Source organism: Chitinophaga sp. SVR4-12A (assembly GCF_056754765.1).
On record NZ_JBPGWP010000001.1, the window covers coordinates 5,981,260 to 5,993,764 of the forward strand.

Annotated in this window: 11 protein-coding genes and 1 tRNA gene; 10 read left to right on the forward strand and 2 right to left on the reverse strand. The window is 49.3% G+C overall.

What is annotated here, in order from left to right:
- Both ACR9Y8_RS24320 and argH read left to right on the forward strand, forming a co-directional pair.
- The gene (locus ACR9Y8_RS24320; RefSeq protein ID WP_481215850.1) at positions 1-582 is read left to right on the forward strand and encodes a GNAT family N-acetyltransferase; all 582 of its coding nucleotides are present in this window, start codon (positions 1-3) and stop codon (positions 580-582) included.
- A gap of 99 nt (positions 583-681) precedes the next feature.
- Entirely contained in the window at positions 682-2,013 is a 1,332-nt protein-coding gene (argH, locus tag ACR9Y8_RS24325; RefSeq protein WP_481215851.1) for an argininosuccinate lyase, read from the forward strand.
- A gap of 178 nt (positions 2,014-2,191) precedes the next feature.
- Here the strand turns inward: argH and ACR9Y8_RS24330 are convergent, their stop codons facing one another.
- Positions 2,192-4,570: a TonB-dependent receptor gene (locus ACR9Y8_RS24330; RefSeq protein ID WP_481215852.1), complete on the reverse strand. Its 2,379-nt coding sequence runs from the start codon at positions 4,568-4,570 to the stop codon at positions 2,192-2,194.
- A 231-nt stretch (positions 4,571-4,801) separates the two neighbouring features.
- Here ACR9Y8_RS24330 and ACR9Y8_RS24335 point away from each other — a divergent pair, with 231 nt between their 5' ends.
- From ACR9Y8_RS24335 to ACR9Y8_RS24355, 5 genes are all read left to right on the forward strand, one after another.
- Positions 4,802-5,203 (forward strand): single-stranded DNA-binding protein, encoded by a 402-nt coding sequence (locus ACR9Y8_RS24335; protein WP_481215853.1) that lies wholly within the window; start codon positions 4,802-4,804, stop codon positions 5,201-5,203.
- Positions 5,204-5,388: 185 nt separating this feature from the next.
- Positions 5,389-5,460: transfer RNA gene (locus tag ACR9Y8_RS24340), tRNA-Met, on the forward strand.
- Between the two features lie 156 nt (positions 5,461-5,616).
- Positions 5,617-6,483, forward strand: coding sequence for a GTPase Era (gene era / locus ACR9Y8_RS24345; protein ID WP_481215854.1), 867 nt, complete (start codon positions 5,617-5,619; stop codon positions 6,481-6,483).
- 129 nt (positions 6,484-6,612) lie between these two features.
- Complete coding sequence (gene der, locus ACR9Y8_RS24350; RefSeq protein WP_481215855.1) at positions 6,613-7,929, forward strand: ribosome biogenesis GTPase Der; 1,317 nt, start codon at positions 6,613-6,615, stop codon at positions 7,927-7,929.
- Positions 7,930-8,041: 112 nt separating this feature from the next.
- A complete protein-coding gene (locus ACR9Y8_RS24355) occupies positions 8,042-8,245 on the forward strand; it encodes a hypothetical protein (RefSeq protein ID WP_481215856.1) in 204 nt (67 codons plus the stop codon).
- A 192-nt stretch (positions 8,246-8,437) separates the two neighbouring features.
- Here the strand turns inward: ACR9Y8_RS24355 and ACR9Y8_RS24360 are convergent, their stop codons facing one another.
- On the reverse strand, positions 8,438-10,036 hold the full coding sequence (locus ACR9Y8_RS24360; RefSeq protein ID WP_481215857.1) for a S41 family peptidase: 1,599 nt from the start codon (positions 10,034-10,036) through the stop codon (positions 8,438-8,440).
- A gap of 143 nt (positions 10,037-10,179) precedes the next feature.
- Here ACR9Y8_RS24360 and ACR9Y8_RS24365 point away from each other — a divergent pair, with 143 nt between their 5' ends.
- Genes ACR9Y8_RS24365 through ACR9Y8_RS24375 form a run of 3 tightly spaced genes read left to right on the forward strand, consistent with a single transcriptional unit; the run spans position 10,180 to position 12,459 of the window.
- The gene (locus tag ACR9Y8_RS24365) at positions 10,180-11,037 is read left to right on the forward strand and encodes an N-acetylglucosamine kinase (RefSeq protein ID WP_481215858.1); all 858 of its coding nucleotides are present in this window, start codon (positions 10,180-10,182) and stop codon (positions 11,035-11,037) included.
- Positions 11,038-11,057: 20 nt separating this feature from the next.
- Positions 11,058-11,879 (forward strand): N-acetylmuramic acid 6-phosphate etherase, encoded by an 822-nt coding sequence (gene murQ, locus ACR9Y8_RS24370; protein ID WP_481215859.1) that lies wholly within the window; start codon positions 11,058-11,060, stop codon positions 11,877-11,879.
- Between the two features lie 16 nt (positions 11,880-11,895).
- The gene (locus ACR9Y8_RS24375; RefSeq protein WP_481215860.1) at positions 11,896-12,459 is read left to right on the forward strand and encodes a hypothetical protein; all 564 of its coding nucleotides are present in this window, start codon (positions 11,896-11,898) and stop codon (positions 12,457-12,459) included.
- The last annotated feature ends 46 nt before the right edge of the window (positions 12,460-12,505 follow it).

Genomic DNA, 12,505 nt, shown 5'->3' on the forward strand with positions numbered 1-12,505 from the left:
ATGGATTTCTACCCGGTATTGGAAAACAAACGCGTGCTGTTACGGCCATTGCAGCCGGAAGATGCAGATGCCCTGCAGTCCGTAGCCGCGCAGCCTGCATTGTGGGCAGTAGGTACAGTGGATCTTACACAGCGTAGTGCACTGGAAAAATATATCAGCCAGGCCATGCAGGAACGGGAGCGAAAGGAAGGCATTCCCTTTGTGATCATCGACAAACAGGAGAACAGGGTAGCAGGCAGTACACGCTTTACTGCGGTAGTACCTGCACATAAACGCGCTGAAATAGGATTTACCTGGATAGATACCGCGCTGCAGGGCACAGGCCTTAACAAAGCCATGAAGTATGCCATGCTGCAGCATGCGTTTGAAGTGGAAGGCCTCAACAGGGTAGAGCTGAAAACAGACGAGCTGAATACGCAATCAAGAAATGCGATCCTGAGCATCGGCGCTAAGCAGGAAGGCATTTTCCGCCATCACATGATAGTGGTCAACGGACGCCTGCGCAACAGCGTTTATTTCAGTATACTGAAAGAAGAATGGCCGGAGATCAAAGAACGAATTTTTTCTAAGTATAATTTTTAGTTGTCAGTTGACAGTTATCAGTTGTCAGTGATCGATCACTACGGATAACTGTCAACCGAGAACTGTCAACTGATAACTGTCAACTAACAACTAATTGCTATGAAATTATGGCAAAAAGATAGATCAGCCCTGGATGCAGTAGAGAAATTCACTGTAGGCAGGGACCGTGAAATGGATGCTTACCTCGCGCCTTTTGACGTGCTGGGCTCTCTCGCGCATATCACCATGCTGGAAACCATCGGCCTCTTAACAGCAGAAGAGCTGGCGGTATTGCAGCAGGAGCTGAAGAAGATTTATAAAGAGATCCAGGCTGGTAATTTCACCCTGGAAGAAGGCGTGGAGGACATTCACTCACAGGTGGAGCTGCTGCTTACCCGCCGCCTGGGAGAAGTAGGGAAGAAGATCCACAGCGGTCGTTCCCGTAACGACCAGGTGCTGGTAGATCTGAAGCTCTTCCTGCGCCATGAGCTGCAGACACTGGTGAACGACGTAAAAGGATTATTTGACCTGCTGCAGCAAAAAAGCGTACAATACAGGGATCACCTGTTACCCGGATACACACACCTTCAAATCGCCATGCCATCCTCTTTCGGGCTCTGGCTGGGCGCCTATGCAGAAAGCCTGGTGGACGACCTCACCATATTGCATGGAGCATATGCAGTGGTGAACAAAAATCCACTTGGCTCTGCAGCAGGATACGGCTCTTCTTTCCCCCTGGATCGTGAGCTGACCACCAAATTGCTGGGTTTCGAAGCCCTCAACTACAACGTGGTATACGCACAGATGGGCCGCGGTAAAACGGAAAAAATAGTAGCGTTTGCACTGGCGGGATTAGGCGCCACTCTTGCCAAACTGGCTATGGACGCGTGCCTGTACATGAACCAGAACTTTGGCTTCATCAGCTTCCCGGATGAATTGACCACGGGATCCAGCATCATGCCGCATAAAAAGAACCCGGATGTATGGGAACTGATCCGCTCTTATGGCAATAAGCTGCAGGCATTGCCCAACGAGATCGCCATGATGACCACCAACCTGCCGTCCGGCTACCACCGTGATCTGCAGCTGTTGAAAGAAAATCTCTTTCCCGCATTTCAGGTATTACGCAACTGTATCCAGATGACCAGCCTGATGCTGGAGAACATGAAAGTGAAAGAGAACATCCTGGATGATGAGAAGTATCGCTACCTGTTCAGCGTGGAAGTGGTGAACAAACTGGTGCTGGAAGGCGTGCCTTTCCGTGAGGCTTACAGGCAGGTGGGCATGGATATAGAGAAAGGTACTTTTGTTCCGGAGAAAACGGTGCAGCATACTCACGCTGGTAGCATCGGCAACCTGTGTACAGAGCAGGTGAACCAGTTGATGGATGGCGTGTTAAAAGCATTTCCTTTTGAGAAGGTAGAGAAGGCAATAGAGGCTTTGTTGCAATAAAATATTTTAAGCGCTGAAGGGTTGAATGCTGTTCCTCCCCGTCATTGCGAGACCATATAAGGCTTGCGGGAAGCAATCTTTTAATACAATCTTCGCGGAGATCAATTAAAAGATTGCTTCGTCGTCCCACGCTCCGGTCTTCACTACTCCTCGCAATGACGTAGGATGAAGGCCTTCTTTAGAAGCCCACCGTTAACCCTACCATATAAGTAGTTCCCGCCATCGGGTAATAATAGTTATCAGAAACTAATTTACCATCAGCAATCCACGTATAGGTGGCGCCGTTAGGCTCATATTTCTTGTTGAAAACGTTGTTCACCATCACCTGCAGCCCCAGTTCCCTGAACAGGTTTTGCGGTACGGAATAAGACAGGCGCACATCGCTGGTGTAATAAGCGTTCAGGCTGCGCTCCTTGCTCCCGGTGTTGTCCAGGTACTGACGGCTTACATATTTACCCAGCAGGTCTACCTGCAGGTTTTTAAGCGGTTGTATAGTCAGCGTATAACCTGCCACCAGGTTGGGCGAAAAGGCAATGTCCTTATTACCGTAGGAAACAGTATCCTGCTTGCCTGCATCATAGTTGTCGATAAACGCACTATAATCTTTCACTTTATTCTGGCTGAATGCTGCATTTACGGCCAGGGAGAATACGTTGTTCAAACGTGCGCTGCCCTGCAGCTCAATACCTGCCCGGTAACTTTTCGGGATATTGGTACGGGTATAGGCGCCTACATCATTCAGCTTGCCTGTCTGCACCAGCTGGTTCTTGTAATCCATGTAATACACGTTTGCCTGCAGGTTGATGTGGTTGTTGCGCAGCACGTATCCGGCTTCAATATTCCGCAGCGTTTCGTGTTTGGGCGTCTGGTTGGCGCCTGCTTCAAAATCGTCGCGATTAGGCTCTTTATTGCCGATAGCGAAGGATGCATACACCTGGCTGCGTTCATCCAGGTAGTAGTAGATGCCCGCTTTAGGATTAAAGAAATGGTAAGTATTGTGCTGGAACAGCGTAGGGTTATCCCTGAAGCCGTCAATATTGTAGCGTACGTTGCGGTATTGCAGATCTGCGAACAGGTGGAGGGCCGTTGTCAGGGTTAGCTCTCCCTTCCAGTATACATTGAGGTCTGTTTTGAAAGCGTCGAGGTCATAGTATTTATGATCTTTCTCAATATCGTACTGTGCCCAGATGATCTTGCCATAATGGTTGCCGTCATAGCGGTTCCAGCCGCCGCCCAGGCTCCAGTTCAGTTTCTTATGCGTGCTGTTGATGGAGAAGATGGCGCCGTAGAAATAATTATCCAGCCACAGCTGACGTACCAGGTCAGTGGTATCCACCGGTCTTCCGTTAATCACGGGCGAGGTGAGGCCATAATCCGCAAATGTCTGCTGCGCCTTGTATTGCTCATAGTATCCGCGGCCGCGGGTATAGTGCACGGCTACGTTGAAGTTAAGCCCGGAATTGATCTCCTGGTTCAGGAACAGCTGATAGTGATCCTGCTGGTAATTATCAGTTTCATTATCGTAAGGTGTGCCTGGCTTCTCCGTACCGGCGGAGTTGTAGGTCCTGTCTGTTTTCAGCAGGGCTTCCGGTACCCCGTTCCATGCCTGGTAAGTTTTTTCCTTACCAGAGAACACGTTCAGGCGGATCGCGGTCTTCTTGGAGATGTAAGCTGCCGAGGTATAGAACGATTTCAGGTCTGAGCTGGCGCGGTCTATGTAGCCGTCTGACGATATTTTGGAAAGGCGTGCGTCAATAGTGAAATGGTCTTTGATCAGGCCAGAACCTGCTTTAACGGTGTGTTTCCAACTGTTGAAAGAGCCGTAGCTGTTGCTGATCTCACCATAGGCTTTGTCGCGGAATTCATTCGTGCTCAGGTTCAGCGTGGCGCCGAAAGCGCCCGCGCCGTTGGTAGAGGTACCTACGCCGCGTTGCAGCTGTATGCTGTTCACGGAAGAGGCGAAATCGGGCATGTTTACAAAGAAGGTGCCCTGAGATTCTGCATCATTGATAGGAATACCGTTTACGGTCACATTGATGCGGGTAATATCTGAACCGCGCACGCGTAATCCCGTATAACCAATGCCGTTACCTGCGTCGGAGTTGGTCACTACACCGGGCAACTGGTTCAGCAGGATGGGCAGGTCTTGTCCCAGGTTTTGTTTTTTGATGTCCTCTGTGCTCAGCGTAGAGCTGGTAAAGGGTGCATTTTTACCAGCGCGCAGGCTGCTGATCTCCACAGGTTGTACGAACAAGCCTGTTTCTTCCAGCTGAATGTTCAGTTCTCCCGGAGCAGCGCCGGCGGCAAGGGAAGTGGTAAAGGTGCGGAAACCCAGGTAGCTGGCTTGTAAGCGGTAGCTGCCCCTGGAAGGTACGGGAAGTTGATAGCGGCCCTTGGCATCTGTTTGTGTTCCGTTGGTGGTGTTGCCCTGGATAACAACGGAAACACCCGCCAGGGGCTGGCCATTGGTTTTGTCTGTCACCACACCGGTGATAGATTGCTGTGCATACAGCGCGCTGCTGCAGCAAAGCAGCAACAAAAGCATTAAATGTCTCATCTGTTTAGTTTTTTCCTAACCAGCATTACCTGGTCACAGGTTCAACGGGTGTGATCTCAGCCTGACAGTAAGGCACCCCGAGGTGATAAAATGATACGGCAAAGTTAGGTCCATGGGGATTAAAAAAAGAAAATATTTTTTGGGAATATAATTTTGTCCTACCTTCCGTTTGCACTTCTCTCTCTATTTTCAGAACATCTATTCGTTAACCAACCGTTTAAATTGTACCTGATGATCAAACTTCAGCTCATCGGCTATTTGGGCAAAGATGCCATCCAAAGGGAAGTGAATGACAAAATAGTGCTCCGCTTCCATGTTGCCCACACAGAACGTTTCAGGAACCAGCAAGGCGTACAGCAGGAAAAGACCACCTGGGTGGATTGTGCGCTGTGGGAAAGAGAGAACCTGGCGCCCTATCTTTTGCAGGGCACGCAGGTGTATGTAGAAGGCTTTCCCACAGTGGACGTGTTCACTAACCGGGCGAACGAAACTGTTGGCCAGCTGCAGCTGAAAGTAATGAACATCCAGCTGCTGAGCCCGGGCCGCCGCGATGATGATCGCCAGCGACAGGCCGCCGCAGCAGGCGATGAAGATGATGCGCTGAACCAGCCATCGGATGAACTGCCGTTTTAGGCACGTAAACCTGCAACTGCAAAAGGCCGGTCGTACGCAACACGACCGGCCTTTTGCCTGTTGATAAAGCAGGAAATTCTGGTGTTGTTTTTGCAGCATTCATCACAGGGTTTTTAAAAGAAATTGAAAATCATTCAAAAAAGATTTGGTGGAATAAAAACCACAACATACCTTTGCACCCACATTGCGAGGTAGAGCAGAGGTAGCTCGTCGGGCTCATAACCCGAAGGTCAGAGGTTCGAATCCTCTCCTCGCTACAGGAAACAAAAAAAGAGCCGAAGTAATTCGGCTTTTTTTATTTTATTTCATCATAGTAGAGCCTTATGCAGGGCCTGGGTATAGCACAAACACATTGAAGTTGCTTCATACGCTCTGCTTATTAAATGGCTCCCTGGAGGGAAACACTAGTCATTATGCACAAAGCGGGATTTGTAAACATCTTCGGTAAGCCCAACGCAGGTAAAAGCACCCTGTTGAACGCCCTGGTAGGCGAAAAGCTTGCTATTATCTCCCCGAAGGTGCAAACCACCCGCCACCGCATTACCGGCATTGTTACTGATCCCGGTTACCAGATCGTCTTTTCAGACACACCCGGTATTATCGACCCAAAGTACCGCCTGCACGAAAAGATGATGGGCGCTGTAAAATCAGCCCTGGAAGACGCAGATGTAGCGCTGCTCATCATGGATGCAAAAGATAACGTGGAAGAAAATCTTCAGTTATTCGATTCCCTGAAGCTGAAGGTTCACTGCATCCTGGTGCTGAATAAATCAGACCTGCTCAAAAAAGAAGAGCTGGCAGCAGTGAAAGCCCGCTGCGAGGCCTGGGGCAAAGCAGCCGTAGTAACCATCTCTGCCATGCAGAAGGTGGGCATCAAAGACCTGCTTGAGCGTATAGTAGCCTTCCTGCCCGAAAGCGAGCCCTTCTACCCGGAAGACACCTTAACGGATAAGTCTACCCGCTTTTTTGTGGCCGAGATGATCCGCGAAAAGATCTTCCAGCTGTTTGAAGAAGAAATTCCTTACCATACAACCGTAGTAGTTTCCCAGTTCCAGGAAAAGCAAACCCTCGTGAAGATCTCAGCAGAAATTGTTGTGACACGCGAAACACAGAAGGCCATTATCCTGGGAGAGAAAGGAAAATCCATCCGCCAGCTGGGTACGCTGGCCCGTCAGGACATCGAAAAGTTCCTCGGCCAAAAAGTATTTTTGGAGCTGTTTGTCAAGGTAAGGAACAAGTGGCGTGATAACGATACGTATTTGAGGGAATACGGATATTAATAGCCTCAAGCTGCAAGCTTCAAGCCACAAGCAATGTAGCATTGAAAGGACTAAAAATAGAATTTTATAATAAAATGCAGGTGGCTTGCCGCTTGTGGCTAGCAGCTTGCAGCTCTATAATTCAAGTGTATGTCAGGATTTACAGTTGCCATCGTCGGCCGTCCCAATGTGGGGAAATCCACATTGTTCAACCGTTTGCTGGAACAACGCAAAGCCATCGTGGATGATGTGAGCGGGGTGACCCGCGACCGCCAATATGGTATTGCAGAATGGAATGGAAAGACCTTTAACGTGATAGACACTGGCGGTTTCGTAGCCAACAGTGAAGACGTCTTTGAGCGTGAGATCCGCAAACAGGTAAAGATCGCCATGGAAGAAGCAAACGTGCTGCTGTTCATGTGCGATGTAACCACCGGTATTACAGACCTCGACGCGGATGTAGCAGATCTGCTGCGCAGGTCTTCCAAACCCGTGTTCCTGGTGGTCAATAAAGTAGACAACAGCGAACGCCTGCTGGAAGCCACAGAGTTCTACAGCCTCGGCTTCGAGCGTATCTTCTTCCTCTCCTCTATCACAGGCAGTGGCACCGGCGAACTGCTCGACGATGTAGCTGCCCTCATCACAGAAGACCTGCAGCAGGCAGAACCGAAAGACGGCGATCTTCCCAAGATAGCTATCATCGGCCAGCCTAACGTAGGTAAATCCTCCCTGCTCAACGCGCTGGTAGGAGAGGAGCGTAACATCGTATCAGACATCGCAGGCACTACCCGCGATACCATTCATACCCATTACAAATTATTCCAGAAAGAATTTGTGCTGATAGATACAGCTGGTATACGCCGTAAAGCCAAGGTGCATGAAGACCTGGAATTCTACTCCGTCATCCGTGCCATTAAAGCGATGGATGAGGCGGATATCTGCCTCCTGCTGCTGGATGCTGAAAAAGGCATTACAGCGCAAGACCTGAGCATCTTCAGCCTGGCGGTACGTAAAGGAAAGGGAATAGTCATCCTGGTAAATAAATGGGACCTGATCGAAAAGGAAACCAATACCGCCCGCGATTACGAGAAGGAGCTGAAACAAAGACTGGCGCCTTTTACAGACGTGCCCATCATCTTTACATCCGTTCCGGATAAACAGCGTATTTTCAAAGCCATTGAGGAAGCGCTGCGCGTATATGAGAACCGCGAGCGTAAGATCCCCACCTCAAAGCTCAATGATGTCATGCTGAAGGCTATTGAAGCTTACCATCCCCCGGTGGTGAGAGGCACGCCTATTCGTATCAAATACGTGACCCAGCTGCCCACACATACCCCGGCTTTCGCCTTTTTCTGTAACCTGCCGGATGATGTGAAACAGCCCTATAAGAATTACCTGGAGAATCAGCTGCGTGCGAATTTTGATTTTCAGGGGGTTCCGGTGAGATTATTCTTCAGGAAGAAGTAGTCAATTGATATGAAAACCGGTAAAAAATAACGTATTACAGAAAGATATATTTTATATTCGAAAATATTTATATAAATTTGCACGATCTTAAAACTAATCACTTATCTAGAGTATGAAAAAATTATTCGTGTTCGCCATCGCTGCAGGTCTGTTTTTCGTTGCCTGCAACAGCGGAGCTTCTGAAGCTACTACTGATTCTACTGCTACTACTGCTGTAGACACACTGGCAGCTCCTACCGTTGACACTACTGCTGTAGCTGATTCTACTGCAACTGATTCAACTGCTGCTCCCGCTGATAGCGCTGCGCACCACTAATCGTAAGATAAGTTATCCTTAAATAGCTTTCTTGCAAGAAGTTAAGAAAAAGGCCGTTCACCAATTGGTGAATGGCCTTTTTTAGTTGTCAGTTGTCAGTTGTTAGTTGTCAGTGGTCAGTTGTCAGTAAATGCAGCGAATACAAGCTCCGCATTGATCACTGACAACTGACGACTAACCACTGACGACTTTTTATTTCAACTCTTCTACCGCCTTTCTTACCAGCGGATCAAACGAGTTGGATACTTCATAGTAACCCTCCGTACGCCACAATTGCCTTGCTATCACCGCTTTGATACGGTTCCGTACCTCTACTTCGTCTTTGGCGGTCAGTCGGTCAATATGCGAGATGCTGTCTTTGCGCGCAAACTCTTTGAACTCAGCATACAGGTCATTGCTTACCTGGAACTGTTGGTTAAAGGCACTGGCGTCTTTATACCGTTTCAGCTCATCCTGGTGATTGTTATAGTAGCTGTAGGCAAAATCACTGAAGGTATTGCGTGTGTACAGCTCCGTTAATGCGGGAGAAAAACGGCTGGTATCAAAAGGAATGAAAATATCGGGAGTAATGCCGCCACCGCCATATACGATCCTGCCTTTGGCTGTTCTGTAAGGTACGGTGTCGGTGGGTTTGATGCTGTCCCTGTTCAGGAACTCGCCATGGTTGAAGCGGTTCACAATATCCTCGTCATAAGCGTCCCGTCCGTTGCTGTAATCCTTCTGGATACTTCTGCCGGAGGGTATATAGTAGCGGGCTACTGTTAAGCGCAGGGCGCCGCCATTGCTGAGGTCAAATTGTTCCTGTACCAGGCCTTTACCGAAGGTGCGGCGGCCGATGATCATACCGCGGTCCCAATCCTGTATGGCGCCGGCCAGTATTTCACTGGCAGAGGCAGAACCCTCATCGGTCAGTATGGCGAGCTGGCCGTGTTCAAACAGGCCGGGCTTCTCACACTTATAATCCGTGCGGGGATAACTTTTGCCTTTGGTATACAGGATCAGCTTATTGCCATCCAGCAGCTCGTCTGCGATACGGGTAGCGGCATCCAGGAAACCGCCGGGGTTCTGGCGCAGGTCTATCACCAGCTTTTCTATCCCCTGCCGTTGCAGTTTGCGCAGCGACTCCATAAACTCCTGGTAGGTGGTGGCCGAAAACTTGCTGATCTTGATATAGCCCGTTTTAGGCGCAATAAGATAGCTGGCGTCAACGCTGTACAGGGGTATTACGCCGCGCTTGATCCGGATGTCTACCGGCTGCCGCTTACGCAGCATAGTCACCTTTACTTCTGAATCTTTAGGGCCGCGCAGCAGTTTACGGATCTTGTCCGGTGTAATATCGCCGCCCGCCACCAGGCTGTCGTTCACTTTGATGATTTTATCGCCGGTGAGCACGCCTGCCGCTTCCGAGGGGCCGCCTGCCAGTACAGATACCACGTTTACCGTATCTGCGATGATATTGAATTCCACGCCAATGCCTTCAAAGTTCCCTTCCAGGTCTTCATTTACTTCTGTAAGGCTGGTAGGTGGAATATAGATGGAGTGTGGGTCCAGGTGGCTTAACAGGCCTTCTATGGCCTCCTGCTGCAGGTCGCCTACTTTAAGGGTGTCCACATATTTTACCCTGATAAGGTCCATGGTTTCCTGTAAGGCGCTGCGGCTGCCGCGGTTAAAAAGCACAGTGGCTACGCTGTTCTGCGCTCCTGGCATTTTATGCCCGAGGTACATTCCCAATGCCAGTACAGCCGCAAATAAGAGAGGTAAAAAAACATTCAGCTTTCTGTTCTTCGACATATGTTTCTATATTGTATCAGCTTGTAGCTTGTGGGCCTGGAGCTAATTTTCTCAGCATTTGTATATGTAGTTCCGATTTGTTTAAATTGTGACAAAAATAGCATATTTATATTGCGCTTCATTAATTTCATAAATCAACGGATATGCCTGTAAAGGTTAAGCTGATAGCAGATAGTGGTTCTACCAAGGCAGATTGGAGCTTGTTGACAGCTGTGGATCATTTCCGTTATCAAACGCAGGGTATAAGCCCTTATTTTCTAACGGCGCCCCAGGTACGCGAAATACTGGAAAAAGAATTACGTCCTAACCTGCCGCCTGATATTGAGGTAGAGGAGATCTATTATTATGGCACCGGCTGTTCGCAGCCCAAGAGTATACAGATCATGGAGGAGGCGCTGCGGGGGGTATTTCCCGCTGCAAAGATCGCTGTATCGCACGATCTGATGGCAGCGGCGCACGCACTTTGTCAGCACAGCCCCGGTATCGCCAGCATCCTGGGCACCGGCTCCAATAGCTGCTATTACGACGGCGCCACGATCGTCCGTAATAACCCGGGCCTCGGCTTTATCCTGGGAGATGAAGGCAGCGGCGCCTATATGGGCCGTAAGCTGCTGCAGTATTACTGCTACAATTCTTTTGACGAAGAGCTGAGAGCACGCTTCGACGCCAAGTATAATACCAATAAAGACGAGATCCTGGAGAATGTGTACCGCAGGCCCATGGCCAACCGTTACCTGGCGGGCTTCACCGTTTTCCTCAGTGAGAACCGCGGGCATTTTATCGTGGAGAACATATTGGAAGACGGCCTGAATGATTTTTTCTTTAATCATATCTATAAGTACCGCGAAAGCTGGACCCATCCCCTGCATTTCACCGGCAGCGTCGCCTGGCACTTCAGGGATGTGCTGCAGGCCCTCTGCGAACTCTATGAGCTGCAACTGGGATCCGTGCTGCGTAACCCCATGGATGGTCTCATCAGGTTTCATGAGGAGATAAAGTAGATCTAAGTAAAATTGAAATAATGTCTTTCGTAAAAGTAACTGAACAAACCTCCCACTACCGTCATCTCGAGCAAATGAGCATAACGGAGTTATTGACCAATATAAACAAGGAAGACCAGACCGTGCCCCAGGCGGTTGCAAAGGTTATTCCGCAGATCGAGAAGCTGGTAGCGGCCATAGCAGATAAGATGCTGGCCGGTGGGCGTTTGTTCTACCTGGGCGCAGGCACCAGCGGCAGATTGGGCATTGTGGATGCTTCGGAATGCCCGCCCACCTTCGGTGTGCCGCACGGCCTGGTAATAGGCATTATTGCCGGTGGCGACGGCGCTATCCGTAAAGCAGTGGAGTTTGCAGAAGACGATCGCGAGCAGGGATGGAAAGATCTCCTGGAATTTAATATCACCGAAAAAGATGTAGTAGTGGGCATAGCGGCCAGCGGCACCACGCCCTATGTAATAGGCGCGCTCCTGAAATGCCGTGAGGAAAACATCATCACCGGCAGCATCTGCTGTAACCCGGATGCGCCGCTTTCGGCAGCAGCAGACTATCCCGTAGAGGTAGTGGTGGGCCCTGAGTTCATCACCGGCAGCACCCGCATGAAGAGTGGAACAGCGCAAAAACTGGTATTAAATATGATCTCTACCGCTGTAATGATCCAGCTGGGCAGGGTAGAAGACAATAAAATGGTGAACATGCAGCTCAGCAACGATAAGCTGGTAGACCGCGGCGTGAAAATGCTGATGGAAAGGCTGCAGCTCAAAGATTATGACACCGCCAAAGAATGGCTGCTCAAAGCAGGCAGCGTCAGAAAGGCGGTGGAGGAATATGGTAAGATGACTTAACTTTGCCAGGAAACCCATGCACGATATAGAACCATATTATAACTGGCGGCATTTGTATACAGCAGAGGATGACGAGCTCTCCCCGTTCTATGGCAGGGAATACAGCGAATTTGAATTCACTAACACGGTATACAATTATTACGTGCATCCCCAATGGGATGAATTCGGGTCACGTACGCTGTATATGAAGATCCTGTTTGCAGACTACCAGTTCAACTTCGCCATTATCGAACTGCTGGGAGAATGGAATGACGCTATCGAGAATGATATTATGACCCTTAAACGGGAAGTGATCGACGTCATGACCTCCCAGGGTATCAAAAAATTCATCCTCATCACCGAAAATGTCATGAATTTCCACTCTTCAGACGATTGCTACTATGAAGAATGGTGGGAAGATATCCGCGACGATGGCGGCTGGCTCGTCAGCCTTAATATGCCCGAGCAAACCCGCCAGGAATTTACAAAAGCTCACCTGGACAACTATGTTCACCTGCTGGAGAACGATAAATGGCGGACCTATCAGCCGCAACATTTATATAATATGATTGATAATGTGATGATGAGGCGCCTCGAGTAGGGCCCTCTCCGAAAACTGAGAAATATCATTTGGATTTAATTTTTCC

What these genes read in the sequence shown, in the direction of transcription:
- ACR9Y8_RS24320 (WP_481215850.1), top strand. Translation starts at nt 1, where the DNA reads ATGGATTTCTACCCGGTATTGGAAAACAAACGCGTGCTGTTACGGCCA.
- argH (WP_481215851.1), top strand. Translation starts at nt 682, where the DNA reads ATGAAATTATGGCAAAAAGATAGATCAGCCCTGGATGCAGTAGAGAAA.
- ACR9Y8_RS24330 (WP_481215852.1), bottom strand. Translation starts at nt 4,570, where the DNA reads ATGAGACATTTAATGCTTTTGTTGCTGCTTTGCTGCAGCAGCGCGCTG.
- ACR9Y8_RS24335 (WP_481215853.1), top strand. Translation starts at nt 4,802, where the DNA reads ATGATCAAACTTCAGCTCATCGGCTATTTGGGCAAAGATGCCATCCAA.
- era (WP_481215854.1), top strand. Translation starts at nt 5,617, where the DNA reads ATGCACAAAGCGGGATTTGTAAACATCTTCGGTAAGCCCAACGCAGGT.
- der (WP_481215855.1), top strand. Translation starts at nt 6,613, where the DNA reads ATGTCAGGATTTACAGTTGCCATCGTCGGCCGTCCCAATGTGGGGAAA.
- ACR9Y8_RS24355 (WP_481215856.1), top strand. Translation starts at nt 8,042, where the DNA reads ATGAAAAAATTATTCGTGTTCGCCATCGCTGCAGGTCTGTTTTTCGTT.
- ACR9Y8_RS24360 (WP_481215857.1), bottom strand. Translation starts at nt 10,036, where the DNA reads ATGTCGAAGAACAGAAAGCTGAATGTTTTTTTACCTCTCTTATTTGCG.
- ACR9Y8_RS24365 (WP_481215858.1), top strand. Translation starts at nt 10,180, where the DNA reads ATGCCTGTAAAGGTTAAGCTGATAGCAGATAGTGGTTCTACCAAGGCA.
- murQ (WP_481215859.1), top strand. Translation starts at nt 11,058, where the DNA reads ATGTCTTTCGTAAAAGTAACTGAACAAACCTCCCACTACCGTCATCTC.
- ACR9Y8_RS24375 (WP_481215860.1), top strand. Translation starts at nt 11,896, where the DNA reads ATGCACGATATAGAACCATATTATAACTGGCGGCATTTGTATACAGCA.